The organism is Paenibacillus sp. VTT E-133291 (assembly GCF_002264395.1).
Lineage (GTDB): Bacteria > Bacillota > Bacilli > Paenibacillales > Paenibacillaceae > Paenibacillus_AQ > Paenibacillus_AQ nitricinens.
The window spans coordinates 38,294-63,326 of sequence record NZ_NFVA01000008.1 but is presented as its reverse complement, the minus strand read 5'-3'; the positions used below and the strand labels follow the sequence as shown (position 1 = coordinate 63,326).

The window sequence follows — 25,033 nt, the reverse complement described above, 5'->3', positions numbered from 1 at the left end:
ATAATATGAGTATAACCTATTTTAGGAACGAAAGGGATGGTAAAGATTATATGGGTATAGGACTTAGTTTGACGTTGGTGGCTATTTTGATTATTTTAACCGCTTTTTTTGTAGCAACGGAATTTGCATTGGTGAGACTTAGAGGTAGCCAGATCAGTCAAATGGTGATCGAGGGAAAGAAGAACGCGCTAGCTGTACAACGAGTGTCTGCTAATCTTGACGGGTACTTATCTGCTTGTCAGCTCGGAATTACAATCACTGCGCTGGGTATTGGTGCGTTAGCAGAGCCGGCGTTTGAGCAGCTGCTCCTTCCGGTATTCGACTGGGCTAACATTAGTTCAAGTGTGAGTCACCCTCTTGCGTTTTTATTCGCATTCGTCATTGCAACATTCCTACACGTCGTTGTCGGGGAACTTGCTCCGAAGACAGTAGCTATAAACATTCCGGAAAAAATCGGTCAAATTACATCACCGCTGATTATTTGGTTCTACAGAATTTTGTACCCACTCATTTGGTTTATGAATGGTTCCGCAAATCTGCTTGTTCGCCTTTTTGGGATGAAGCCTGCCAGTGAGCATGGAGACGCACATAGTGAAGATGAGATTCGTTTGATCTTATCCGAAAGCTATGAAAGTGGAAAAATCAATAAAGCTGAATATGGCTATGTAAACCGTATCTTTACTTTTGATGAGATGTTGGCCAAAGAAATCATGGTTCCAAGAACCGATATGGTATGTCTTTTCACCAATCATTCATTGAAAGAAAATTTCGAGATTATCCGTAAGGAGCAATATACTCGCTTCCCGGTTGCAGAAGGCAGCAAGGATAATATCATCGGAATGATTAATACCAAACAGCTTTATTTGCAATATGACAATAACCCAGATTTTGATTTCAAAGGCTTGATTCAGCCTGTCCTAACTGTATCTGAAGTAACACCTGTTAAGAATCTTTTAACCCGTATGCAATTGGAGCGGGTGCATATCGCCCTGCTGCTTGATGAATATGGTGGAACATCTGGCCTCATCACGATAGAAGATATTTTGGAAGAAATCGTTGGTGAAATTCGAGATGAATTTGACGGTGATGAGCGCAGAGAAATTGAGAAACTAAGCGATACAAATTATCTGTTCGATGGTAAGGTATCTTTAATTGAGGTCAAGGAGCTTACCGGTCTTGATTTCGAACATGAGGAAGTGACAACGATTGGAGGCTGGTTATACAGTCATATCCCAGATCCGGCCGTTGGCAAAAGCATTGTACATGATAACGTAACCTTAATCATTCGTGAAATGAACAGATACCGTGTACGCAAGGTTGAGGTCATCATTGAGTCTACTGGTGATACTGAATCGTCAGAGCTTGAGAATTCATAAGCTTTTAATCATAAAAAAAGGATAGAGTTATCAGATTAAAATCTGATCCTCTGTCCTTTTTTCTTTTTTCAAAATCTTACTCATGTAATATTCATCTACCCATTTGCTATCGATCACAAGTGATTTTCTTTTCGTCCCTTCGATCTCAAACCCATTTTTGATATATAGCGCCACAGCCGGTTCATTATGTGTCATGACGGTTAGCTCCAGTCGAACAATTTCAGTATTCCTAGCCCAAACATCCATCTCTCGGAACAGACCTGCACCAATCCCCTTACCTTGATATTGTCTTAGGATGCCAATGACTATGTACGCATTATGGTGATTGCGTCTAACACTTCCACCTCTAACCGACATAAAACCTATCAATTGGTTATCAACCTCTGCACCAATAAGGATTGAAGTATCGGCTGAAGCGAAGCTTTCGACAGCAAAGGGTCGATCGTCACATAATACAATGCGTCTTCAGGAACAGCCTCTCTTATCATTAGTTTATTCCTTTCTTAATCATTCTTAACAACGACAGACCATGATAACATTACCATTCGGATCTTTAAAATTAAACCAATGATCATGCTCGATATCCGTAAGAATCTCTCCGCCATTTGCTTTCACATAATCGTAAGCAGCATCAATATCTTCGGTATTTAGATGAAAAGAGGGGATATTAAGAACAGACTCAGAGGTGTAAATTTTGCTGTCTAATACGATTTCTGGTCCCTGCATGGGGATGACGTATAAATGCCCGAATAATACTTCACCATCCAAAGGCAAACCAAGCAATTGGCAATACCATTCTTTTGATTTCTCAATATCCTTTACCGGAATAAAAACTGCACCAATCTGATTCAGAATCGGACTTATCACCATTAAGAAAGCCTCCTCTTTAAAGTTGCAGAATAGGGTGTTATTCTAGAATAATTCGATAAAATATGTCAATTACCTCCCTCCACTTAGGGAAGGTCTGGCAAGTTATGTTATAATTTTGTGAGCACTAATCTAATTTCACGTATGACAGGAGAATTGAATTGGCTAATCTGAACTTCGGTGGATTGAAATTAACACCACCTAAAGTCTTATCACTAGGATTTGTAATACTTATCACTGCCGGAACCTTTTTACTTAGTTTGCCGGTAGCCTCCGTAGAAGGGCATATTTCTTTTATTGATGCATTATTCATGGCTACATCGGCAACCTGTGTTACAGGTTTGGCAGTCATTGATACGGGCACACAGTTAACAACTTTTGGACAAGTCGTTCTACTCGTATTATTTCAGTTTGGGGGGTTGGGTTTTATTACGATGGCCACCTTGATTACTTTGGTCCTTAATAAACGAATATCCTTTAAAGAACGAATTCTTATGCAAGAATCTATGAACCAGAATTCCATGCAAGGTATTGTCCAGTTAATCCGCAGAGTCCTGATCTATTCCCTTGTTATTCAGCTCACAGGTGCCATCTTGTTTGCCGGTAGGTTTATGATGGATATGCCTTTCGGAAAAGCTGTATATTATGGAATATTTCACAGTATATCTATTTTTAATAATGCAGGCTTTGATTTATTCGGTGACATTCATGGACCCTTTAGTGGACTTACTCGTTTTGTAAATGATCCTATAGTGAATTTCACCTCCATGATCCTTATCTTTCTAGGAGGGGTCGGTTTTATTGTCCTTTCTGATGTTTTTGACTTTCCAAAACGCAAAAAGCTTACTCTACATTCTAAAGTTGTTCTTTCGACCTCTGGGATATTAATTGTCATTGGGGCTGCTCTATTTTTCTTACTAGAATTTAATTCTACGCTGAAGCCTTTGAGTGCAGGTGGAAAGATGATGGCTACATTTTTACAAGCGATAACACCACGTTCAGGTGGGGTCACTACGATTGAAATTCCACTTATGCGGGAATCAACGCAATTTCTAATGATCCTCCTGATGTTCATAGGGGCTGCGCCTGGATCTACTGGTGGGGGAATTAAGATTACTACATTCGCTGTTCTAGTGGCTGCGGTTTCCGCAAGACTTAGGGGTAAAGAGGATATTGTAATGTTTCGTCATCGGATCGCCAAAGAAGATGTCTATAGAGCGGTGACGATGACATTAATGTCTCTAATGTTAGTGGTCATAGCTACGATGTTGTTATCCGTGACAGAAAAAGCTGACTTTCTTGCTGTACTCTTTGAATCCGTATCCGCATTCGGGACTTCTGGTCTCTCCCTGGGGCTTACTCCAGAACTAACTACTGCGGGTAAAGTGCTCATTATTATTCTAATGTTTCTGGGTCGGACAGGTCCGCTTACTCTAGCTTATGCACTCAAGCCTAGGGGTAGTAAGGAACTTTACCGCTATCCTGAAGGTAAGATTACCATCGGATAAGTTGAGATGTATCCAGCGGCAATGAATATTGCCGCTGGTAATCAATCAACACTTGTATGTTTTACTCTTCATCGATCTCTTGTTTATCTAGTGCGGCATCCAGCAATTGATTGTATACATCGTCATCATTTTCAAGTAGTGCATCAGTTTCTAAGAACTGCTCTTCACTTCCAGGCTCACCAGCAAAGCTTAGGCTGTAATCCCATTCCGTTCCTCTTGTACTGAAAAAAGTAATCTCATATGGAGCCTTATGGTTTTCGAGAGTAAATATCGTCCTCCCTACATAGCTTTTATCCTCTTTACGGCTCATTTCAGCACTTACGATCTCTAAATTCATCCGCTAATCTTCCTTCCATTCATCAAATCATTTCCCCTTTCAGTATAGCATTGAAATGAATGTAATTCCTCAATTTACACTGTAAATTCCATGTAATTGACTTTTTTCATCCGGCGGTTAATAATTTAGTACAATACTTGTAAAGTACCAAACTATTAGTAATTGGAGGAAATATCGATGACTGATTTCGAGGCAAAGCTTAGTAAATATGCAGATTTAGCTGTGCAAATTGGGGTTAACGTTCAGCCAGGGCAAATTCTGGTGGTGAATGCACCGATTCTTGCAGCTGATTTCGTTCGTATGATTACCGCCAAGGCATATGCGATTGGAGCAAGCTTAGTGAAGGTGAACTGGAGTGATGCGAGCATTACACGCCAGCAGTTTGAACATGCTGCTCCAGAAGTGTTCACTGAGCCTCCTACTTGGTACGCCGGTGAAATGACCGAACTCGCCGAGAAGGGTGCAGCTATTCTTAACGTGATTGCGGAAGATCCTGATGCACTTAAAGGTATTGATCCTGTACGTATTTCAAATTTTCAAAAAGTACGGGGAGCCGCACTCACCAAATATCGTGAAATGCAAATGTCCGACAAAGTTAGCTGGAGTATTGTTGCTGTACCTTGTCAGGCTTGGGCGGATAAAGTATTTCCGGATGTTCCAGCTGAAGAACGTGTAAGTAAGCTTTGGGAAGCTATTTTCCACACCGTACGCCTTGATCGTGAAGATCCAGTAGCTGCATGGCAAGAACATCTCGACACCTTAGATCAAAAAGCAAATGTACTCAACGCAAAAAAATATAAGAAACTGCATTACATAGCACCTGGTACGGACCTAAGCATCGAGCTTCCAGAAGGTCATATTTGGGCACAAGGAGACAGCATTAATGCGAAAGGCCATTCTTTTGTAGCCAATATGCCTACCGAGGAAGTATTTACCGCCCCTCTAAAAACTGGTGTACATGGTACCGTACGAAGCACCAAACCACTTAGCCATGGCGGCAACATTATCGATGGCTTCTCTATTACTTTTGAGAACGGACGAATTGTTAGTGTTAGTGCAGAACAGGGACAAGAAGCACTAGAGCACCTCATTAGTATGGATGAAGGCGCAAAATACCTCGGTGAAGTTGCATTAGTTCCACATAAGTCCCCTATCTCAGAATCCAATATTCTTTATTACAATACCTTATTTGATGAGAATGCTTCCAATCACCTAGCTATAGGTATGGCTTATGCTTTCTGTTTAGAAGGTGGTAAAGATATGACTCCGGACGAACTGATTGCTCATGGATTGAATAATAGCGTTACCCATGTGGATTTCATGATCGGTTCTGCGGAGATGAATATTTACGGAATTACTGCTGATGGAACAGAAGAACCTGTATTTATTAATGGAAACTGGGCGTTCTAATAACTGCATATTTGAAATAAAGACTAGAGATATTGAAAGGAGTAGGAACTATGTTGGATTTCAAGCAAAAACTGGAGAATTATGCATTGCTGGCAGTAAAGATTGGGGTTAATATCCAACCTGGGCAGACCCTTGTTGTAAATGCCGACATCGTTTCCGCAGAGCTAGTGCGTCTTGTAGTACGTAAAGCTTATGAAGCGGGTGCGAAGCTCGTCAAGGTTAATTATAGTGATGAGGTTGTTACACGTACTCGTTATGACCTCGCTCCATCCGATTCCTTTTTGGAACCGCCACAATGGCAAGCAGATGAATTGGAAGACCTGGCTAAAAAAGGTGCAGCATTTCTATCGATAACTTCAACGAATCCAGATCTATTGAGCGGTGTTGAGTCCAAAAGAATTGCGGATAATCAGCGGATCTCTGGACAGACGTTAGCTCCATATCGTGAGTTGTTAATGGGGAATCACGTAAGCTGGAGTATTGTAGCCTTCCCGTCAGCATCGTGGGCGGCAAAGGTATTCCCTGAAGCATCACCTGATCAACAAATTGATTTGCTATGGGATGCTATCTTTAAAGCCACACGTGCGGATCAAGCTGACCCTATTCAAGCATGGAGTCAACATTTAGATGGTCTGAAAGCACGTTGTACTGCTTTGAATGATAATAAGTTCCGCAAGCTGCACTATACAGGACCTGGAACCGATTTGACGATTGAGCTGCCAGACGGGCATATTTGGTGTCAAGCAGGAGCTGTCAATGGCAAGGGAGACCCTTTCCTAGCCAATATTCCTACAGAAGAAGTATTTACTGCCCCACTGAAGTCTGGTGTGAATGGTAAGGTAAGCAGCTCGAAGCCGCTTAGCTATGGGGGTAATCTGATTGACAATTTCACCCTCACCTTTGAGAACGGCAAAGTAACGGATTTCACCGCTGAAAAAGGTTCAGAAACGCTTGCTTCCCTTATCGCGTTAGATGAAGGCTCTGCTTATCTTGGAGAAGTTGCTTTGGTGCCTTTCCACTCTCCGATCTCCGAGAGCGGAATTCTATATTACACCACATTATATGATGAGAATGCCTCCTGCCATTTAGCATTAGGTGCAGCTTATGCCTTTACCCTTCAAGAGGGTACGACAATGACCAAAGAACAATTGCAGGAAAAAGGAATGAACCAAAGCCATACACATGTTGATTTTATGATGGGCTCACCTGAAATGAGCATTGATGGTATTAAGGATGATGGAACAACCGTACCTATCTTCCGTGATGGAGATTGGGTTTAAATTGTTCGCTTAAATTATTGAATAAATAAAATGCCAAACAACCTGCTTGGTTCCTCTTCCGGGGACACAAGCAGGTTGTTTTTTATTGCACGCTAGAATATCCAGTAAATAAATAGTCCAAATTTGAATAAAAGTTCAATATTTGTTCACACTATTGTTGATTTCCGTTCACAAATATGTCACAATACAGTTAAGGATCTAATTTCCAAGGAGGGGATTATCATGTTGAGAGACCCAATATCCAATGAAATTGACAGCGTTGAAGAAGAACAGCTCGAAATTCAAGCACCGGTGGATTCAAGAATTGTTGCATCTAATGCAATCAAATATACCGCCTATGTTATGCTGTTATTCGGATTCTTGTATTTCCTGATTGCTTACTTGGCACCTATGTTGGAACAATAATGTGATGGATATGATTTTATTAGAAAACGCTTACGGTTAATCACTCTCATGAGAGTAGTGATTAGCCGTTTTTATTTCCAAGAGAATGCTTTGTTCGTCCAGGCTATTGCTGTAGGCGACCATATGCCATTCATTTTGGAATGTAGCCAAGCTATGGCCTCTTCTCTATCGCCTTCAAATGAGGAAAGACTGTTATCTTCCGTCCACTGGCTTACAGTCTCAAACGAGGTACTGCTCCAGCCATTTTTCTCACCTTCTGCATTTTGGCGTTCTTTTACACCTGAAATAACGATGTCCAGCGATGCCTGAAGCTCCGTAACTGCATTATCGAATGCCGTCTTCTTTTCCTTAGCCTTCATATCAGCTTCAGCACGAAGGATGCGTGTATCAATCCCTTGACGTTCACGGATAATTTGCAGTAAAGTCACTGCTTCTCTGCTGGCCAATCCGTCATTATAACGTTCTTCTATAGATTTTGTACTTCCAACAGCTGCCACAAATGCTGGAAACCACCCGCTAGAGACCAAGATCGCTTTTTTCTTAATAAACTTGCCGTATCCAGCCAGTCCTTCCCCGGGAAACCTTACTCGCCATGACCAAGGATCTAGCTCTGTTCCTGTATGCCAATTTTCTGCTTTCGTTAATCCGTTTAAAGATGGGTGATCAGGAATCAAGTTTGCAAGCGGTAAAATCCCAAGCTTGGCCACAATTTCTGCCGCTTCCTCAAAAGTGGTGACACTACCTTCTTCATATCCCTCATGCATCACAACATCATCTCCTATGTACTCATTATTTAGACTTCATATTTCCGATCCCAGCAATATAAGTACTGATGAGCCGAGATAGGCTTACATTAGTATCAAGCGCTATTCCAAAACCGCCTTTTTGTTCCAAAGAGGCAAAGCCATGCAAAATGCTTCGTAACCCGCGGACTGCATGAATTTCACCCTCCTCACCTAACTGATAATCCTTCATCACTTGAATAATAAGATTCAGAATATGATCACTTGCTGCTTCTAGCTCCGTATTTGCCTGTTCAGGCGCTCGCAGCGTGGTCTCATATAAACCAGGGCGACTTCTAGCGAAATCGACATACGCTCGCCCCATCGCCTGTACAGCATCATCTCTACTAAGCCCTTTAGCTGCGCTAAACATGGCCGTAGAAAGCTCGCCTAGTCCATAAATTGCTAGTTGAGTACGCAAATCCTGTAATCCGTGAATGTGATTGTATAGCGACGGTGATCGCACACCCAGTTTGTTAGCCAATGCAGCTAAAGTTACGGTCTCGATTCCTTCATGATCAGCAATTTCTGCTGCTGCAATAACTAGCGTACGACGATCTAATCCCGCTCTAGGTGACATTTAATTCCTCCTTCCTTGATTCATTTGTGCTTTGTGTATGGCATTCTCCATGGTTTGAACTGGATTTCTAAGCAAGTCTCCATGTCCAGTGGCCAGTATAGTCGGAGAAGCCTCTAGAAGCTTAATGGCACTTTTTAAGGCTTGATCTTTATTCCAGGTGGCCATAGCCGGAAACGGAAACCAAGGAATTACGGTTCCTGAAACTGCGGTTCCCCGGAAGGTTTGAAAAGCATCGCCAACAATAACAGCTTTGCTTCGTGAATCAATAAAAGACATAGAGCCAGGGGTATGACCGGGAGTTAGAATGGCTGTCAACGAACCAATGACATCGCCATCATAGAGTAATACATCTGGTCTTGTTGTTACCTTATCGGGTACACTTCCCTTAATAGGGGTCTGAGGTTCTCCCTCACGAAGGGAACGATCTCCGCTTAATAAAGAGGAATCCCTTTCTGAAATGTACACCTGAGCCTCTGGAAGCTGCTTTTTTAGTTCATCCAGTGCACCAACATGATCACCATGAGCATGCGTTAATACAATACGAGTAATCTTCTTATTTAACTTTGCTGAAGTATCCATAATTCCCTTTACACTAAACGGCATGGCCGCATCGATCAAAGTTAATTCATTTTCTTCCTCTATGATGTAACAATTCACAGGAAACACTTTTGGCATCCAAGTCAGCTGTAATAAATGACCTTCACGAGTTACTCTCATCATTATCCCTCCACAAAACTAATGGTATTAGCTTAAATATAAACTAATGGTATTAGTTTTGCAATAGCGATTTATCCATTCCTCTATCCCTCTAGTTTTTTGTCCGCATTTCTATTGGATCGTTTGATGATGAACCACTGAATCCATGTAATCCCAATAAAAAATAAGACGGAACCCACAAGAGTACTCATGATACTTTTAGCAATCTGCAAATCCCCCGCTTCTTTTAGATCAGATAAGATCATTAATGCAGCCCATATGATTGTGCTGACGACTCCCCCTATAAAATTGTTTTTCTTATACTGTCTGACAGCCCCCTCATTACTCGGTAGCAGGTATATTCCATCTTTGACGCAACGAACAGTAATATACGAGCACGCTACCATCACAATCACGAAAGAATCCCACCAATACTTAAAGTCCCATTGTAGGATAAACACTTTTACAAAGAGACTAACCAATAAGCCCACAAGCACTATCATAAACCCGTATGTACTAATCTTCTGAACTTCTGTGATAATCCGCTCATCCTTAATCCTTGTCCCTCTCACCTTAATCCCCCCAAAAAATATCGTCTAATGATCTATCTAATGCCTTACAGATCGCTAAGCATAACTTAAGTGTCGGGTTATAGTTTCCCGCTTCAATTAGGCCAATCGTCTGCCTTGTAACTCCTACTAATTCCGCTAACTGTTCTTGGGAAAGATCTTTTTCTACACGAGCCAGTTTCATCTTGATGTTCTTGTTCTCCCCCACGCTTTTCCCTCCTTATACAGATTGTTTCATTACACTAAATTGTAATCTATACTAATCATTATGCACAATATATATTGCTATAAACATTTTCGAAACTTCTTCAACTCAACTTTACTCATCCTCGATTCATCTTTACTCGACTTTCCTTATCTTTTCCCTGCCTCTTTCCTAGAGATTCTAAGCAAGAAAAAAAGCACCCCAATGGATGCTTTAAATGATTACTATTCAAATCCCTTATAGTCTTCTCTATTCCACTACATCGTTCTCTGGATAGCTATCAACGATCTTCAGTAGTTCAGAAGCATCCGTGCGTGGACGGCTGTCTGGCACAGTCTCCGGGTATCCAGCATGAATCATAGCTATGATCTTCTCTCCTGGCTTCACACCAATTTTGTTACGGAATTCAGGATTATTGATATAAGGATCGGTCTTCCAAATCGTTCCCACGCCTTGCTCCCAAGCTGCTAGCTGGAAGTTCTGCACAAGTGCTGACGCTGCTGCAAAATCCTCATCCCACTCTCTCTGCCGAGGATCTTCAGGCATCACCACAATTAACGTTAAGGGAATATTTGAGATATATTCTTTGCGCTTGGCAGCCACTTCAGGATCAGCTATGGCACGTTTCACGAAGGCAAATGCTGCTTCAGCCAAGAACTTTGTACCTTCACCTTGAAAAGCAATGAATCTCCACGGCTCACGAACCCCATGATTAGGCGCCCATACCGCTACATTTAACAATTCCTCTAATAGTCCTTGTGGCAGTGGATCTTTTTGAAAAAGTTTAATAGAGCGCCGTTCTTTAATTAGTTCTGCTACGCTATTCTTTTGAGTCGATTGAGTTTGTGTCATAAGATCCACTCCCTATAGTAATAATGATAATCATTATCATTAATGATACAGTATCGATCTGCCTTTTGCAAATAATAGAAAAAAAACACCGTTCCCTAAAGAACGATGTTAAAAGGCTTCAGCCGAAACGGCCCATGATGTATTCTTGTGTCATTTGATTCTCAGGATTAGTAAAGACCTTATCCGTTTTATCATATTCTATAAGGGATCCAAGATAAAAATAGGCCGTATAATCAGAGATCCGTGCAGCCTGCTGCATGTTGTGCGTTACGATTACGATGCGAAGCTCTTCTTTTAACTCCTTGATGAGCTCCTCTACTTTACCAGTGGAAACCGGATCTAGTGCGGATGCGGGTTCGTCCAAGAGCAGAATTTGTGGGTTAACCGACAACGCCCTTGCAATACATAAGCGCTGCTGTTGTCCACCGGATAGAGCTAATGCTGAATCTTTTAACCGGTCCTTCACTTCGTCCCACAAGGCAGCTTTGCGAAGGCTGCTCTCTACGATCTCATCGAGTGCTTTTTTCCCTTTAATTCCATGATACTTAGGACCAAAAGCGATGTTATCATAAATGGATTTGTAGAACGGATTCGGCTTCTGCCACACCATACCAATCTTCTGACGCAGTTTGATAACGTCTGTGCCCGGAGCATTAATATCCACTCCATCAATCCAGATGCTTCCTTTGGTGTTTGATCCGGAGATTTCGTCATTCATCCGATTCAGTGAACGGAGAAAGGTTGATTTACCGCAGCCGGATGGGCCGATCAGTGCAGTAACCGTATTTTCAGCAAAAGGAAGACTAATCCCCTTTACTGCCTCATATGTTCCATAAAAAATACTCAGGTCCTCGGTTTGAAAAGATTCTCGCACTGCTGTTGCCGACGTTCCCATCGATTACTCCTCCTACATCTCTACTTTAATTTTTAGGAATTAGTTCATTCTTTTTGAAGCTGTAAGCTTACGATAAATAAATCTTCCGAAATAACGTGCTGCTAAGTTGAAGATCAACACCATAATTACAAGTACTGCTGAAGCTCCCGCAGCAATTTGCGCGGCATCAGGAGCAAGGCCTTCACTATTTACCTTCCAGATATGAACAGCCAGTGTTTCAGCGGGACGGAAAGGATTCAGTGGTGAGTTCGGACTAAGTGGATTCCAGTTGGTGAAATCTAGTCTTGGACTACTCATTCCTGCAGTAAACATCAACGCGGCTGCTTCCCCAAAGACACGGCCAGCGGACAAAATAGTACCGGTAATAATCGTTGGTAATGCTACTGGAAATAACACAGAGGTTACGATTTTCCACTTGGACAATCCTAGTGCAAAACCTGCCTCTTTTTGTTGCTTCGGAACACTACGGAAAGCTTGCTCAGTAATCCGAACCATCAGCGGTAGATTAAAGACCGTCAATGCCAGTGCTCCCGAGATTAAGGAAAAGCCAAGATTAAAATAGTTAACAATCAGCAATAGACCAAACAAGCCGACTACGATTGAAGGGAACGAAGATAATACTTCAACAATTAAGCGAATAAAGCCGGTGATTTTTCCTGGACGAGCATATTCAGCCATATAAATACCGGCACCCAGTCCAAGCGGTACTGTAATTATTAGCGTGAGTACCAAAAGGAATAAGGAGTTGAATAATTGAGGACCAATTCCTCCACCTGCTCGAATTTTTTGTGGTGCAGAGAATAGAAAATCCCAACTAATGTGACTAAGGCCTCGAAAGAGGATATATCCTAATAGACCAACCAGAATAGCTACGATGAGCAATGCGAAAAACACAATAAGGCTTGTGGCAATTTTATTTACAGTTCTCGGCTTCAAATTTTATTTCTCCTTTCAAGCAGTCTCACAAAGAAGACAAATACAAAGGTCATCAGCATAAGAACCAGTGCCATACTCCACAGAGCATTATTGTGCGCAGAGCCCATGGTTGTGTTCCCCATTCCAAGCGTGATTACACTCGTCAAGGTAGAAGCTGATTCAAAGAGTGATTTTGGTACGAATGGCGCATTCCCGATAACCATCTGTACAGCAAGGGCTTCACCGAATGCACGTGCCATCCCCAGGACAATACCAGTCATAATAGCAGGAAACGTTGTCGGAATAATCACTCGAGAGATCGTCTGCCACCGGGTGGCACCAAGCGCATAGGAGGATTCCTTTAAATTTTGCGGCAATGAAGCCAGCGCGTCTGCAGCCACGCTTGTAATCGTCGGAAGAATCATGACCGAGAGCACAAGCGCGCCTGCAGCTACCCCGATGCCTTGACCAGGCAGGTTGTTGCGTAGAAACGGTACAATAACACTTAATCCGATGAAACCATAAACAACTGAAGGGATACCTGCCAACAGCTCGATTACGGGCTGAAGCAATTTTTTGCCCCATCCTGGGACAATCTCCGTCATAAACAGCGCAGCGCAAAGGCTAAGTGGACTAGCAATCAATGCTGCAAGTAGAGTAACTAAGAAGGATCCCGTGATAAACGGAAATGCACCAAAGGATGGCGTATCTGCTTCAGGTGACCACTTTGTTCCGAACAGAAAATCTGTAACGCTAACATCGCCACTTGTGAAAGTTGAAATCCCTTTAGACGCCACAAAATATACCATCGATACAATGATTGTGATCAATAGCAGTACACAGAAGGACATATATGTACGTCCCACAAAATCTTCAATATGATGTTTCTCGATGCGTGAGTTCTTTATTTTCACCCTCAATTGCTCCCTCTTTCTAAAGTGAAAAGAGAGGCAGATGTATCCGCCTCTAATCACTTGAGATTCTAATCCTTACAAATTACTTAGAAGTGAATTACTTAGCTGTAACATTTCCTGCAACGTCACGAGTAACTTGCATTTTTACTGCTGGAATGTATCCAAGCTCAACAACTTCACCTGTTTGTACTTCGTCTGTCAAGAAAAAGCCAAGGAATGCTTTTACTGTTTCATTTGGTTCGCCGTTTGTGTACATGTGCTCGTAAGCCCATACTGGATATTTACCAGAAACAACATTGTCCACAGATGCTTCTACACCATCAAGGCTAAGTGTTTTGATTGAATCATCAAGGTATGAAAGAGCCAGATAACCAATAGCCCCTGGAGTTTCTCCGATCATTTTCTTAACAGTACCGGAGGAATCTTCTTGAATCGATCCTGGGATATCTTCCGTTTTAGTTCCAAGTGCAAAGCTTTCAAAGGTTGCGCGAGTACCGGAGCTGCCTGGACGGTTGATGATTTGGATTTTTTGATCCGCTCCGCCAACTTCTTTCCAGTTCGTAACCTTACCTGTGAAAATATCGATAAGCTGTTGCTTAGTCAAGCTGTCTACACCAGCATCCGGATGAGTTACTGCTGCGATCGCTACTACTGCTACTTGATGATCTACAAGAGCTGCTGCTTTTTCTGCATCTGCATCCTTTAGTTTTTCTTCTGCGAATACGTCAGAGTTACCGATATCTACTTGTTTCTCAGCTACTTGAGTAAGACCAGTACCACTGCCGCCGCCTTGAACTTGAATGTCCACCCCAGCATTTTTATCCATGAAATTCTCTGCTACCAGCTCAACTAATGGTTGTAGTGCTGTTGAACCTGATGCTAGAATCGAACCACTTATTTTAGCGCCGCTACCTTCATTTGTAGCTGCAGCGTTTCCTCCCGTGTTGTTTGCCCCACCATTACCGCAGGCCGAAAGTGCCAGTACGCTTGTTAAAGCCAAAGTCATAACCCAAGATTTTTTGAATTGCATTGTTTTGTCTCCTCCTAAATGTTTTGTTAGCACGGCTTCCTCATACAGTTCATGCGGAACTGGCTTCGAAAGCTTTAACATGGTGTTGTGGAGCTTTGGCCCCCATATGCTTGTTTACTGTAAAAGTGTATTGCACGCATATGTTATTGTTGTTGTCCGGAGCTTCTTGGCCCCTCTGACTCTTCTTATTCTAGAGCTCGTTCGTTAGAGAAACTTCTTAACTTTGTAAAGCGAACGATAAAAATACCAATAGAAACTATATATATGTATAGATTTAATCTATAATGGAGATATAATTTGTTATCCAACTTAGCATTGTGCGGAGGAAAGTCATGAATATTATGAAGTTAAAGATCGTTATCCTACTTGAAAAATATAAGAAAGTAACCGATGTAGCTGCTGAATTAGGCCTTAAACAACCCACTGTATCTTTTCATATGAAGAATTTAGAGAATGAATTTGGAACTCCTTTATTCCTGTATCGAAGTGGAAGAGTCCTGCTCACAGATGCGGGTAGAGCCCTTTATCAATATGCGCTCAAGATTGTCTCACTTACGGCCGAAGCTGAACGTACTGTTAAACAGTTTTCTTCCCCAACACATGGTACTTTAAAGCTGGAAGCAAGTTATATACCTGCAACTTATATTTTACCTAAAGCGCTAATCCAATTCATGAAACAATATCCTGGGATTAATAATTCGATGACGATCCAAAGTGATAATTTGTTAAAGGAACGACTCCGAAGCCGAGAAATTCAAATGGCTATTTTGCACACTTCAGATTGGCATGATGAATCCTTTAACTTTCAGCTGATTGTCCGCGACGAGCCTGTGCTGATTTTTGCCCCTAGTCACCCTTTTGCAACTATAGAGAAGCTAACACCAGAACAGATCGCGCTTGAGCCTTGGATTCAGTATGAGGGTGGTTCTTGTTTACGGGGATTTGCGGATCAATGGGCAGAAATAAATCATATTCGCTTGTGGAACCGATCCGAGATAAATTCACCTGAATCCCTAAAGAAGTTAGTTAGCGAGGGAGATGGCGTAGGCATTTGTTCTAGAGTCAGCATTGAAGCAGAACTTGCATTAGGTCGTCTTTGTTATGCTCCTTTACCGGGAGTTTTGCCTGAGAGCGGCGGTTTTGTACTGGCTTGGCGAAAAGATCATATATTAACACCCTTACAGCAGTCTTTAGCGGAAATATTAAACAACGTTTAGACCTTATATTTTATATTAAAAGGGAGCACCCAAAGCCATTACGGACTTGAGCACTCCCTTTTTTAGGCTTATTCTATAAACGGAAACATTAACTTCTCATTCTCACTTGTGTACATATTTTCCTTCGTAATGAATTCGGAGCCTGTATCCATAACAGGAGCTACTTTGTGGCCTGAAACGGCTTCAAGTGCAGTTTTCACAGCCAAGTACCCCATAGTAAAAGGTTTTTGAATCACCGTTCCCAGCATAATTTCATTCTCCAGCAATTGAACCTCACTACTGGAATTGTCGAACCCCACCAGCTTCACTTTTTCTTTTAAGCCCATATCCATAATTGCCAGTCCCGCACCTAATGTAGAGGGCTCATTGAGACCAATGATTCCCTTTAGTTGTGGCTGTTTCCGTAGAAGATCAACAGTTAATTGATATGCCTTCTTCGAAGAACCGTTACTGTAAAGGGTATCCTGCACAAGATTAACTCCATTCTGAGATAAAGCATCCCTAACCCCTTTCTCTCTCTCGATAGCTGTAGCGGAGCCTTGTACAAAATTCATAATGGCGACTAGATCGTCGCTATAAATATTTTCAATCAACTTCTGCGCTGCTTTGCGGCCTGCTTCATAATTATCTGTGGCGATAAAACTCTCCGATACACCGCCGTTCAGTCCCGAGTCTACCGTAATAAGCGTGATACCCGCAGCTTTAATCTGCTCTGCAACCGGAACAAGACGATAATAGTCGGTAGCAGCCAAAATAATGGCATCAGGCTTCTCCTCAATCGCCTGTTCTAGTAATTGAATCTGCTTATCCACATCTAACTCGGTATCTGTTCCTACCGTATGGACATCTGCACCGAATTCCTTGGCAGCAGTTGCCACACCTTGTTTCATTACCTCCCAGAATTCAATGCTGGTATCGATAGTCTTAGGAACGTAGATAATGGTTCTGACTTTTGGATCAAGTTCATTCGTAAACATACGATAACCTACCCACCCGAGCGCTACAATAAAGAATAACAGTAGAGCAGACAGGCCTATTTTTGACCAAAGTGAACTCATGGACTCTCCTCCTCATAGAGCGCAGGAATTCTTAAAGTGACCGTCGTCCCTTCTTCCATTTCACTTGCAAAAGACAAACCGTAATGGTCCCCGAAATAAAGCTGAATGCGATGGTTTACATTCGCGACGCCTACCCCACTGCCAATCCTGTAATCTGGCTTTTGAAGCAGTAACTTCCCCATCTGATCTGGATTCATACCGACACCATTGTCAATAATTTGAATAGTAATATCTTTTTGCTCTCTTTTGCCTTTAATCAGGATGTGACCTTGCTCAGGATTATGCTTTATCCCATGATAAATCGCATTTTCAACTAAGGGTTGAAGGACCATTTTCAAAATACTGCATTCAAGAATGTCTTCATCCACTTCTATCGAATATGTGAATTTATGGCGATAGCGCATGTTCTGAATCGTTAGATAGTGCCGAATATGTTCTAGTTCTCTAGCGATCGGGATCAGCTCCTCGCCCTCACCAATCGTAGAACGTAGCAGCTTCGATAATGAAGAGGTCATTTCGACTACCTCCTCCATCTTACCGGTCTCTGCCATCCAAATGATCGAGTCCAGCGTATTATACAAAAAGTGGGGCTTAATCTGTGCTTGTAAGGCCTTAAGCTCACTCACACGCTTCATCTCTTGCTCCATGACGATCTGACTCATCAGCTCTTTAATCTTCAGGATCATCAGGTTAAAGGTACGGGCTAGCTTACCGATTTCGTTCGTGCTCTCAATCTCCACGCGAATGTCGAACTCACCGCGTTCAGCCTTTTTCATATTCATTTCTAATTTCTTGAGCGGTTTGGTTAATGCGTAGGACAGCAGCACAGAAATTGCCATAGCACAGATCAGACTTACGGCTCCCCACAAGGCGGCGGTCCCTTGCATCTGCTGTTTGTTAGCAACCAGATCATCTGGATAGGTGACCCCTACAATCTTCCAGCCAAAGCTAGTGGTATCCACGGTGTACAGTTTCTGTTCGTTCCCTGCTTTCACCGTAACTGACCCGTTCTTAATCCCAAGAACAGTATCCAATTGCTCAAACTTGAGCTGCGAATAAATCAACTGCTGTTGAGGATGATAGACTAGGCTCCCTGTCGGATCTACGATAAATACATAACCGCGCTTTCCCAGTTCGATTTGTTTGCACAAATTGTTAATAACACTGAAATTAAGATCTACGAGTAGCACACCCTGTCGGTCTGCTTCCATTTCAGAAAAAGAATCGGAAAGCTTTCTACTGATCGACACTACCCAACGGTATTCATTCTGAAATAAGTGCTGCACATGTGAAGAGGAGACAGCCACTCCCGTCTGGTTCAATGCTTGCTGATACCACTCTTGAGCAATCAATTCGGGAAGCGGTTTCAAAACTGCATCCAGTCGATCTGAAACGGTTATCCCTTCCGAGCTTGCATACACAATTGAAGAAATATCCGAGCGGGATTGGACTACAGATCGTAGATATTGGCTAGCTAATTGCTTATCCTTGGTCTCCCCTTCTTGTCCAGAACTCGAACCTCTTACATATTTCTCAAGATCACTGCTAGTTAACACCAGAGCAGCAATGCTCTCCATGTTGCTAATATAATTCTCGATGTTCAGTTTTACTTGTTCTATTAATTGTGAGGTATAGGCTACGGAATTCCCCATGACGGCTGCTGAGGAGAGTCGATATGAAGTATAGGTAAGTACTATAGTGGTGCAGAGGATAAGAAGCGAAAAAGAAATCGCGATATTATTATGAATACTTCGACTTCGGAAGAAACGATGAGGTTTCATAGAAGAAGATTCTCCTTCTGTCGCTGTCGATATTCCTTAGGTGTGATCCCAACATTTCGTTTAAAAATAACACTGAAATACTGAGGATCAGCATAGCCCACTCTAGCAGCGATATCATAAGTCTTCAGCTGTGTGATGGTAAGCAGTTCTTTAGCTTTTTCCAAACGGAGGCGAGTCAAATACTCAATAAAAGTCTCACCGGTATGCTGTTTAAACGTTGCACTGAAATAACTGATGCTCATAAAAATATGGCTACATAACTCATTGAGTGAAAAACTGTCATTATAATAATTCTCCCGGATATAAGCTTCCGCGGCTTTCATCTGAGAAGCCCTTACCGTAGTTCTTTGTTCCGACAGCTTGAGGATCAGCTCATGGCAAGTTCTCTCCAAATAATTCCTTGCTTCCTCTAAAGTCTTTAGAGCAGCAACTTCTGCGAACATATTATGCGAAACCAGCTCAGTATTGGGGAATCCAATATCGGCCACATAATTCATTAGAGAAACGAGCATCTGGTAAATGATACTGCGGCACCCTTCTATAGAAGAGCTATTGCTCTTTAATTCCTGAAACCATTGTGAGAGAACCTCTGAGATCGCTGATGCTTTCCCTGTCTTCAACGCGGATATAAATTGCTTTTCCCAAGAAGTGAAGTGCGCTTGATCCAACCCTTTGCCAAACTCAAGATCCTGAATGGAGATCACCTTATCGATGCCTAAAAGATAACGATATTCTAAGGATGAAATCGCTTCCTGGAAGGATTGTGGAATTTGTTGCATGCTAGCGTATTTTCTACCGATGCCGATGGTGGCGGTCAGCTTCAAATACTTATTCAAGCTGGTCTGAACCTGATCCGCGAGAAGCTGTGTTGTAACTTCAATTGCTTCTGAATCTCCTGATAATATCGCAGCGAGTTTACCATCTCTAGTCTGAAACACCACCCCGCACTGCCCCTTCTCAAGTTGCTCCTGCACAATGTTAAATGCAGCAAAACGTAGTAGCTCAGCATCAGAAGCAATGTCCTGGCTTCGACTCTCCATTTCTATCTCGATTACGATTGCAAGGTAAACCGCGCCCTGAAGCTGTATATGAAAATAATTCATTTTATTCTCGATCTCATCGTTCTTCATTCGAGTCGTAACCAGTTTCTCCAGAAAACGTTCGCGCAGTAAAGGTAAGCTCTGATTTAATTGCATGCGAAGCTTAGCGATATTGGCCTTTTGTAAATACTCTTCATCCAAATCCTGCTTCATTTTGCTTAGAAATTCTGCAAACTCACGAGCATTAATTGGTTTTAACAAATATTCTGTCACCTTCAAGGTTATTGCCTGTTTGGCGTAATCGAAGTCTTCATATCCAGTTACGATAATGACCTTCATGTCGCGGTACCGTTCCATAACAGCTTTTGCCAGTCCTAAACCATCCATAAAGGGCATGCAAATATCTGTAATAATCACATCTGGTCGAAACTGCTCGATCGCATCAAGGGCATCTCTGCCGTTATCGAAATCTCCAACGAGCTCAAAACCATAATTATTCCAAGATATCTTCTGTTTAATCGCTTCCCGAACCTCATCTTCATCATCAACCAGAATAATCTTATACATCCAACACCTCCTCAGCTATGAACTTATCGATCGCTTACATGTAAATGTTTACCTTTTTAAATAAGGATAATAGAGGTTGCCTCTTTAAGGCAACCTCTATTATATGTAGCTTCTATTCGTATAGCAGAGGTTTGATCTCATCAGAATCCATATTGTTCTTATCGTACCAATGAAACCCTGTGTCAATATTCTTTTCTACGGTTTCCCCTTTAATCGCCTGCACAGCCGCCTTCACCGCTTGATAACCAATCCCAATAGGGTCCTGTGTAACCGCGCCAGCCACAACACCACTACGAATGGCATCCATTAACTGTTTACCAGAGTCAAATCCGATGACCACAATCTTTCCACCCATCTGCAATTCATTTACGGCATTAGCCACACCTACCGCAGAGCCTTCGTTTGAGCCATAGATCCCTTTAAGATCCGGATTGGCCTGCATCATCGCTTTTGCAAGATCCGTGGACTTCAACTGGTCTCCACCGCCATATTGTGGCTCTAATACTTCAATGTCTGGATATTTCGCTTTCATTTGTTCTAAGAAACCATCACGACGTTGTTGACCTGTGCTGCTTGTTTGGTCATGTACGACTAGACCTACTTTACCTTTCTTGCCAATCAACTCCGCCATTTTATCAGCTGCTAAAGCGGCGGCTGCTTTATTGTCCGTCGCTGCTGTTGCTACAGGGATATCGCTGTCTACACCAGAGTCAAACCCAATGATGGGGATATTGTTTTCCTTTGCCTTTTCCAGATATGGAATCGCTGCTTTGCTGTCCAGAGCCGCTAAAGCGATTGCTGCAGGTTTCTTGTCTAGCGCCGTCTGCAACATTTCAATTTGTTTATCTACCTGACTCTCGTTTTCAGGGCCTTCAAACGTAATCTCGACATTAAACTCCTTGGCAGCCTTCTCGGCTCCTTGCTTCACCGCTTGCCAGAATTGATGCTGGAAGCCTTTTGAAATGACTGGGATATAGGGTTTGTCTGAACCGGATGCACTCTTTTTGCTATCACTGTTGTTACAAGCACCAAGTAAGGTAGTAGCCAGTAACAAACTGGCAAGCATAATAATCCCTTTTCGACGTTGTTTCATTTAAATCTTCCCCCTCGTCATTTGCTTTGTATATCACTCCGTATGGAGATAATACCTCTTTCATTGCTTCCGTCTGCGATGAATATCAGCATACACTGCGATGATGATGACAACACCGACAATGACTGTCCGCCATTCCTGAGCAACGGACATAATCTGTAAGCCATTCGTCAGTACACTCATAATCAGTGCACCAATAATCGTACCTAGAATAGATCCTACGCCCCCGCTTAAAGATGTGCCTCCAATGACGACAGCCGCTATAGCTTCTAATTCATAACCGGTGCCAAGTGACGGCTGCGCTGAATTAAGTCGTGAGGCCATCAGGATACCAGCGATTCCACTGAAGATCCCTGTGATGGTGTAGATTACAATCTTCCATTTGACCGTATTTACACCGGATAAGCGAGTCGCTTCTTCATTGCTGCCAAGCGCAAAATTATAGCGCCCAATAATGGTCTTCGACAATATGATGCTTGCGATAATTCCGAGCAATAAGAAGATGATGATGGTATTCGGAATGCCTGGGATCATCTTACCCATAGCAATCTTGGCAAAGATCGGATCATCATTGAAATAAATAGGCTTAGCACCCGTTATGACCAGTGATAATCCTTTAGTAATCATCATGATCGCCAGCGTAGCAATGAAAGGTGGAATATTCATTTTCGCCACCATTAAACCGCTGATAAAGCCACATAGTGCACCAGCTAGAATCCCGCCTACAATACCGAGTGGAACGGGTAGACCCCAGAATGTAATGAAGACGCCAACCATCACGGAGGAGAAGGTCATCACCGTACCCAAAGCAAGATCGATCCCACCTGTAATAATTACAAAGGTTGCGCCTAGAGCTAATACTCCAATTACAGCAGTAGAGACCAGAATTCCAACTAGATTAGAGAATTGAAAAAAGTTACTTGAGGCTACCGAAAATACGATGACCAATATGATCAAACTTGCGAATGCCAATAATTTTTGTTTGAACCCTGATTGCGCCCCGGTTTGCTTCGAGCCGATAGGTTGGCTAATCCCTTGATCTGCGATCTTCATGACCTTGACACCTCCGATAAACTCTTGAACGATTATGAACGCATCGTCGCATATTTCATAATTGCTTCTTGCGATGCTTCTTCTGCGGTTAGTTCTCCGGTTATACGTCCTTCACACATGACAATAATGCGATGGCTCATTCTTAGAATCTCTGGGAGATCTGAAGAGACTATAATGATCGCTTTTCCTTCGCTGGCCAGCTGATCAAGCAACTTATAGATCTCACTTTTCGCCCCTACATCAATTCCACGTGTCGGTTCGTCGAAAATCAGCACATCGCAGTCTCTCGTCAACCATTTACCGATAACCACTTTTTGCTGATTGCCACCGGATAAGAATTTGACTTTTTGACTTATACTTGGTGTCTTGGTTGCTAGTGCTTCCGCATGCTGCTCCGCTGTCTTTCGCATCTCGCGATCCCTCATCCATCCGAAGGCATTGCGGAACTTATAGAAGGAAGCCATCGCATTATTCATGCTAATGTCCATCTCTACAAGCAGTCCGTAGCGTTTGCGATCTTCGGACAAATAGCCAATACCCTGCTGCACTGCTTGATGAGGATGTCGTATACGTACCGTATTTCCATGCAGCTTAATCTCACCTTTATCGATAGGATCAGCCCCAAATACTGCGCGAACAACCTCAGTACGTCCAGCTCCCATTAATCCTGCGAAACCCAGAATCTCACCCTTATTCAGATGAAAGCTGATATCCTTCAACAACTGCCCGCTAGAAAGATTTTGAACCTCCAGAACGACTTGCTGCGTCTGTTTGGAAATCGTCGGCTTTGACGTTTGATAGAGTTCTCTACCGACCATCATGCTAATAATCTGATCAATGGTTATTGAATCCGTCCGAACAGTATCCACGTAACAACCATCCCGCATGACTGTAATGCGATCTGTGATCCGTTTCAACTCATCCATGCGGTGAGAAATGTATATAATACCTACACCTTCTTCTCGTAATTGCTCAATCATACGGAATAACTCGTTAATTTCCGTATCTGTCAACGCTGCAGTTGGTTCATCCATAATCAGTACCTCCGCATTGAAAGACAAAGCTTTTGCGATTTCAACCATTTGCTGATTAGCAACTGTCAGATCTGAGACCAAAGTCTTCGGATCCAGTTTTAGATTCATCTGATCAAACAGTTCCTGCACCTTACGATTAAGCTCCAGATCATCAACGAACCATTTCAGTGCCTTACGCGGCTCACGACCAATAAATATATTTTGGGCCACTGTAAGATGCGGCATTAGATTCAGTTCCTGATGGATAATACTAATCCCAAGTTCCTGCGCAGCACGAGTATTGGCAATCTCCACCTCAGATCCCTTGTACCACATCTGACCCGCATCCTTGGAATAGACTCCTGTTGCAATCTTCATTAATGTAGATTTTCCTGCGCCATTTTCACCAACTAATGCATGTACTTCCCCACGCTTCAGCTCAAATTGACATTGATTCAATGCGTGAACACCGGGGAAAAATTTATCAATCCCCGCCATTCGTAGTAATAATTCGTCCATTTCATCTCCACCTCAAATCCTTTAGGAGTGCTTTTTTATTGAAGTAATCGCTTTCAATATTGAATGTAAAATTATTGTATTGCCTATAGGCTTCAAATGTAATGGAATATTCTCCGCAAAAAAGTTTAAAATTTTATGTTTTAAAGCAAGCAAAAAAGACTGCACCGTCTTTTCATGGACGATGCAGTCTTTTATAAGAATTATTAATTCAAACCCTTTCCAGCCACCAAGGTGTACGTCTTTGGGATTCCTTTATCAAAAACATCCGAGGATAAATTGGGCTCTTCAACCAATTGGCGGATCACAAGTCCAGAACTAGCAGCGGCTGTAACGATTTCTCCAAGCGTCCAGCGGCGCCAGTAGACAACGCTATGTTCCTGTTCGCCTACAGGTTTGCCTGTGGAGGGCAAATACTTAGAATACGAGACCTTTTTTTCTTCCAATGTTGTATCGAAATAATCCCCACTAACTTTGTGCTTGCGAATCTTAGCCGTAGATCCCTTCGAGGTTATAAGCTTAGTTGTCACTGGATGGAAATCACGCAGAACAAAAATCCCACCAGGAGAAAGTAAACGACGGACGGTTTCCATAAACGGTGCAAGATCGGTAAAGTAGTGCATGATTCCTAACTCAGCAAATACGATGTCATATGAACCATCTAGGACGTGTTCTGGAAGCTTAAGAACATCTGATACGATGTAGGTAAGCTGAACACCCGCTTCTTGTGCGAGATCAGCGGCATAACGCGCATTTGCTTCCGAGAAATCGGCAACGGTTACGTCCGCTCCAAGTAAAGACAAAGCGACGGCCTTCATGCCATTTGATCCCATGAGATTCATCATCTTTTTACCCTTTACTTCTCCAAAATAAGAAGAGAGCGGGTACAGCTTCGCACTTGGTTCCTTGATTAATTTGGCTGCTGCTTCTGAAGGTGTACCAAATCGAGTAACCCAAGCTGTGTATGTGTCTTCGTTCCATAGTTCCTCACTGGTTGGCCCTGTGCCTTTTCCAGAAGGTAGTTCTACATTGTGATCTTGTTCTTCCATTCCTTGTGACCCCTTTATGATTAAA

26 protein-coding genes are annotated in these 25,033 nt (G+C 42.5%); 6 read left to right on the top strand and 20 right to left on the bottom strand.

The window, feature by feature from the left end; translation table 11 throughout:
• The first annotated feature begins 50 nt into the window (after positions 1 to 50).
• A complete protein-coding gene (locus CA598_RS05610) occupies positions 51 to 1,376 on the top strand; it encodes a hemolysin family protein (protein WP_094869089.1) in 1,326 nt (441 codons plus the stop codon).
• Between the two features lie 30 nt (positions 1,377 to 1,406).
• Here CA598_RS05610 and CA598_RS05605 read toward each other — a convergent pair whose 3' ends face one another.
• Together CA598_RS05605 and CA598_RS05600 are read right to left on the bottom strand one after the other, a co-directional pair.
• Positions 1,407 to 1,835: a GNAT family N-acetyltransferase gene (locus CA598_RS05605; protein ID WP_094875790.1), complete on the bottom strand. Its 429-nt coding sequence runs from the start codon at positions 1,833 to 1,835 to the stop codon at positions 1,407 to 1,409.
• Between the two features lie 54 nt (positions 1,836 to 1,889).
• Positions 1,890 to 2,243 carry a VOC family protein gene (locus tag CA598_RS05600; RefSeq protein ID WP_094869173.1) on the bottom strand — a complete coding sequence of 118 codons (354 nt, stop codon included), beginning with the start codon at positions 2,241 to 2,243 and terminating at the stop codon, positions 1,890 to 1,892.
• Positions 2,244 to 2,404: 161 nt separating this feature from the next.
• Here CA598_RS05600 and CA598_RS05595 point away from each other — a divergent pair, with 161 nt between their 5' ends.
• Entirely contained in the window at positions 2,405 to 3,751 is a 1,347-nt protein-coding gene (locus CA598_RS05595; protein ID WP_094875788.1) for a TrkH family potassium uptake protein, read from the top strand.
• A gap of 61 nt (positions 3,752 to 3,812) precedes the next feature.
• On the opposite strand, the gene CA598_RS05590 is transcribed toward CA598_RS05595, so the two are convergent.
• Positions 3,813 to 4,088 (bottom strand): hypothetical protein, encoded by a 276-nt coding sequence (locus CA598_RS05590; RefSeq protein WP_094875787.1) that lies wholly within the window; start codon positions 4,086 to 4,088, stop codon positions 3,813 to 3,815.
• 177 nt (positions 4,089 to 4,265) lie between these two features.
• Here CA598_RS05590 and CA598_RS05585 point away from each other — a divergent pair, with 177 nt between their 5' ends.
• The 3 genes from CA598_RS05585 to CA598_RS05575 all read left to right on the top strand — a co-directional run bounded on the left by CA598_RS05585 (position 4,266) and on the right by CA598_RS05575 (position 7,183).
• The gene (locus CA598_RS05585) at positions 4,266 to 5,498 is read left to right on the top strand and encodes an aminopeptidase (protein WP_094875786.1); all 1,233 of its coding nucleotides are present in this window, start codon (positions 4,266 to 4,268) and stop codon (positions 5,496 to 5,498) included.
• Between the two features lie 50 nt (positions 5,499 to 5,548).
• Positions 5,549 to 6,778, top strand: coding sequence for an aminopeptidase (locus CA598_RS05580; protein ID WP_094875784.1), 1,230 nt, complete (start codon positions 5,549 to 5,551; stop codon positions 6,776 to 6,778).
• A gap of 222 nt (positions 6,779 to 7,000) precedes the next feature.
• Positions 7,001 to 7,183 carry a hypothetical protein gene (locus tag CA598_RS05575; RefSeq protein WP_094875783.1) on the top strand — a complete coding sequence of 61 codons (183 nt, stop codon included), beginning with the start codon at positions 7,001 to 7,003 and terminating at the stop codon, positions 7,181 to 7,183.
• A gap of 71 nt (positions 7,184 to 7,254) precedes the next feature.
• Here the strand turns inward: CA598_RS05575 and CA598_RS05570 are convergent, their stop codons facing one another.
• The 10 genes from CA598_RS05570 to CA598_RS05525 form a co-directional block, all read right to left on the bottom strand.
• The gene (locus tag CA598_RS05570; RefSeq protein ID WP_094875781.1) at positions 7,255 to 7,947 is read right to left on the bottom strand and encodes an AlkZ-related protein; all 693 of its coding nucleotides are present in this window, start codon (positions 7,945 to 7,947) and stop codon (positions 7,255 to 7,257) included.
• 25 nt (positions 7,948 to 7,972) lie between these two features.
• Positions 7,973 to 8,545 carry a TetR/AcrR family transcriptional regulator gene (locus CA598_RS05565; RefSeq protein ID WP_094875779.1) on the bottom strand — a complete coding sequence of 191 codons (573 nt, stop codon included), beginning with the start codon at positions 8,543 to 8,545 and terminating at the stop codon, positions 7,973 to 7,975.
• Positions 8,546 to 9,262 carry an MBL fold metallo-hydrolase gene (locus tag CA598_RS05560; protein WP_094875777.1) on the bottom strand — a complete coding sequence of 239 codons (717 nt, stop codon included), beginning with the start codon at positions 9,260 to 9,262 and terminating at the stop codon, positions 8,546 to 8,548. It abuts the gene before it with no gap.
• A gap of 83 nt (positions 9,263 to 9,345) precedes the next feature.
• Positions 9,346 to 9,813 (bottom strand): DUF6773 family protein, encoded by a 468-nt coding sequence (locus tag CA598_RS05555; RefSeq protein ID WP_094875775.1) that lies wholly within the window; start codon positions 9,811 to 9,813, stop codon positions 9,346 to 9,348.
• A gap of 1 nt (position 9,814) precedes the next feature.
• Positions 9,815 to 9,994 carry a helix-turn-helix transcriptional regulator gene (locus CA598_RS05550; RefSeq protein WP_094875826.1) on the bottom strand — a complete coding sequence of 60 codons (180 nt, stop codon included), beginning with the start codon at positions 9,992 to 9,994 and terminating at the stop codon, positions 9,815 to 9,817.
• 270 nt (positions 9,995 to 10,264) lie between these two features.
• Positions 10,265 to 10,867: a nitroreductase family protein gene (locus CA598_RS05545; RefSeq protein WP_094869099.1), complete on the bottom strand. Its 603-nt coding sequence runs from the start codon at positions 10,865 to 10,867 to the stop codon at positions 10,265 to 10,267.
• Positions 10,868 to 10,985: 118 nt separating this feature from the next.
• A complete protein-coding gene (gene pstB, locus CA598_RS05540; protein WP_094875773.1) occupies positions 10,986 to 11,762 on the bottom strand; it encodes a phosphate ABC transporter ATP-binding protein PstB in 777 nt (258 codons plus the stop codon).
• 39 nt (positions 11,763 to 11,801) lie between these two features.
• Positions 11,802 to 12,698: a phosphate ABC transporter permease PstA gene (pstA, locus tag CA598_RS05535; RefSeq protein WP_042128135.1), complete on the bottom strand. Its 897-nt coding sequence runs from the start codon at positions 12,696 to 12,698 to the stop codon at positions 11,802 to 11,804.
• Complete coding sequence (gene pstC, locus CA598_RS05530; protein WP_094869100.1) at positions 12,695 to 13,597, bottom strand: phosphate ABC transporter permease subunit PstC; 903 nt, start codon at positions 13,595 to 13,597, stop codon at positions 12,695 to 12,697. Before pstC ends, pstA begins: the two co-directional genes overlap by 4 nt.
• A 91-nt stretch (positions 13,598 to 13,688) precedes the next feature.
• Positions 13,689 to 14,621 carry a phosphate ABC transporter substrate-binding protein gene (locus CA598_RS05525; RefSeq protein ID WP_094875771.1) on the bottom strand — a complete coding sequence of 311 codons (933 nt, stop codon included), beginning with the start codon at positions 14,619 to 14,621 and terminating at the stop codon, positions 13,689 to 13,691.
• Between the two features lie 332 nt (positions 14,622 to 14,953).
• On the opposite strand from CA598_RS05525, the gene CA598_RS05520 reads away from it, so the two are divergent.
• Positions 14,954 to 15,838 carry a LysR family transcriptional regulator gene (locus CA598_RS05520; RefSeq protein WP_094875769.1) on the top strand — a complete coding sequence of 295 codons (885 nt, stop codon included), beginning with the start codon at positions 14,954 to 14,956 and terminating at the stop codon, positions 15,836 to 15,838.
• A gap of 68 nt (positions 15,839 to 15,906) precedes the next feature.
• Here the strand turns inward: CA598_RS05520 and CA598_RS05515 are convergent, their stop codons facing one another.
• The 7 genes from CA598_RS05515 to CA598_RS05485 all read right to left on the bottom strand — a co-directional run bounded on the left by CA598_RS05515 (position 15,907) and on the right by CA598_RS05485 (position 25,008).
• Positions 15,907 to 16,896: a substrate-binding domain-containing protein gene (locus CA598_RS05515; protein WP_094875767.1), complete on the bottom strand. Its 990-nt coding sequence runs from the start codon at positions 16,894 to 16,896 to the stop codon at positions 15,907 to 15,909.
• Complete coding sequence (locus CA598_RS05510; protein ID WP_094875765.1) at positions 16,893 to 18,677, bottom strand: cache domain-containing sensor histidine kinase; 1,785 nt, start codon at positions 18,675 to 18,677, stop codon at positions 16,893 to 16,895. Before CA598_RS05510 ends, CA598_RS05515 begins: the two co-directional genes overlap by 4 nt.
• Positions 18,674 to 20,284 (bottom strand): response regulator, encoded by a 1,611-nt coding sequence (locus tag CA598_RS05505; RefSeq protein ID WP_094869105.1) that lies wholly within the window; start codon positions 20,282 to 20,284, stop codon positions 18,674 to 18,676. Before CA598_RS05505 ends, CA598_RS05510 begins: the two co-directional genes overlap by 4 nt.
• 112 nt (positions 20,285 to 20,396) lie before the next feature.
• Positions 20,397 to 21,377 carry an ABC transporter substrate-binding protein gene (locus CA598_RS05500; RefSeq protein ID WP_094869106.1) on the bottom strand — a complete coding sequence of 327 codons (981 nt, stop codon included), beginning with the start codon at positions 21,375 to 21,377 and terminating at the stop codon, positions 20,397 to 20,399.
• Positions 21,378 to 21,437: 60 nt separating this feature from the next.
• Positions 21,438 to 22,430 carry an ABC transporter permease gene (locus CA598_RS05495; RefSeq protein ID WP_094875763.1) on the bottom strand — a complete coding sequence of 331 codons (993 nt, stop codon included), beginning with the start codon at positions 22,428 to 22,430 and terminating at the stop codon, positions 21,438 to 21,440.
• 32 nt (positions 22,431 to 22,462) lie between these two features.
• On the bottom strand, positions 22,463 to 23,962 hold the full coding sequence (locus CA598_RS05490) for a sugar ABC transporter ATP-binding protein (protein ID WP_094869108.1): 1,500 nt from the start codon (positions 23,960 to 23,962) through the stop codon (positions 22,463 to 22,465).
• Between the two features lie 203 nt (positions 23,963 to 24,165).
• On the bottom strand, positions 24,166 to 25,008 hold the full coding sequence (locus CA598_RS05485; RefSeq protein ID WP_094875761.1) for a class I SAM-dependent methyltransferase: 843 nt from the start codon (positions 25,006 to 25,008) through the stop codon (positions 24,166 to 24,168).
• Between the last annotated feature and the right edge of the window lie 25 nt (positions 25,009 to 25,033).

Excerpts from the sequence above, each read along its gene's own strand:
- CA598_RS05545 (WP_094869099.1), bottom strand. The coding sequence starts at position 10,867 with ATGACACAAACTCAATCGACTCAAAAGAATAGCGTAGCAGAACTAATT.
- CA598_RS05590 (WP_094875787.1), bottom strand. The coding sequence starts at position 4,088 with ATGAATTTAGAGATCGTAAGTGCTGAAATGAGCCGTAAAGAGGATAAA.
- CA598_RS05510 (WP_094875765.1), bottom strand. The coding sequence starts at position 18,677 with ATGAAACCTCATCGTTTCTTCCGAAGTCGAAGTATTCATAATAATATC.
- CA598_RS05580 (WP_094875784.1), top strand. The coding sequence starts at position 5,549 with ATGTTGGATTTCAAGCAAAAACTGGAGAATTATGCATTGCTGGCAGTA.
- CA598_RS05495 (WP_094875763.1), bottom strand. The coding sequence starts at position 22,430 with ATGAAGATCGCAGATCAAGGGATTAGCCAACCTATCGGCTCGAAGCAA.
- CA598_RS05585 (WP_094875786.1), top strand. The coding sequence starts at position 4,266 with ATGACTGATTTCGAGGCAAAGCTTAGTAAATATGCAGATTTAGCTGTG.
- CA598_RS05560 (WP_094875777.1), bottom strand. The coding sequence starts at position 9,262 with ATGAGAGTAACTCGTGAAGGTCATTTATTACAGCTGACTTGGATGCCA.
- CA598_RS05570 (WP_094875781.1), bottom strand. The coding sequence starts at position 7,947 with ATGCATGAGGGATATGAAGAAGGTAGTGTCACCACTTTTGAGGAAGCG.
- CA598_RS05490 (WP_094869108.1), bottom strand. The coding sequence starts at position 23,962 with ATGGACGAATTATTACTACGAATGGCGGGGATTGATAAATTTTTCCCC.
- pstB (WP_094875773.1), bottom strand. The coding sequence starts at position 11,762 with ATGGGAACGTCGGCAACAGCAGTGCGAGAATCTTTTCAAACCGAGGAC.
- CA598_RS05550 (WP_094875826.1), bottom strand. The coding sequence starts at position 9,994 with ATGAAACTGGCTCGTGTAGAAAAAGATCTTTCCCAAGAACAGTTAGCG.
- CA598_RS05520 (WP_094875769.1), top strand. The coding sequence starts at position 14,954 with ATGAATATTATGAAGTTAAAGATCGTTATCCTACTTGAAAAATATAAG.
- CA598_RS05505 (WP_094869105.1), bottom strand. The coding sequence starts at position 20,284 with ATGTATAAGATTATTCTGGTTGATGATGAAGATGAGGTTCGGGAAGCG.
- CA598_RS05610 (WP_094869089.1), top strand. The coding sequence starts at position 51 with ATGGGTATAGGACTTAGTTTGACGTTGGTGGCTATTTTGATTATTTTA.
- CA598_RS05565 (WP_094875779.1), bottom strand. The coding sequence starts at position 8,545 with ATGTCACCTAGAGCGGGATTAGATCGTCGTACGCTAGTTATTGCAGCA.
- CA598_RS05525 (WP_094875771.1), bottom strand. The coding sequence starts at position 14,621 with ATGCAATTCAAAAAATCTTGGGTTATGACTTTGGCTTTAACAAGCGTA.
- CA598_RS05485 (WP_094875761.1), bottom strand. The coding sequence starts at position 25,008 with ATGGAAGAACAAGATCACAATGTAGAACTACCTTCTGGAAAAGGCACA.
- CA598_RS05575 (WP_094875783.1), top strand. The coding sequence starts at position 7,001 with ATGTTGAGAGACCCAATATCCAATGAAATTGACAGCGTTGAAGAAGAA.
- CA598_RS05500 (WP_094869106.1), bottom strand. The coding sequence starts at position 21,377 with ATGAAACAACGTCGAAAAGGGATTATTATGCTTGCCAGTTTGTTACTG.
- CA598_RS05515 (WP_094875767.1), bottom strand. The coding sequence starts at position 16,896 with ATGAGTTCACTTTGGTCAAAAATAGGCCTGTCTGCTCTACTGTTATTC.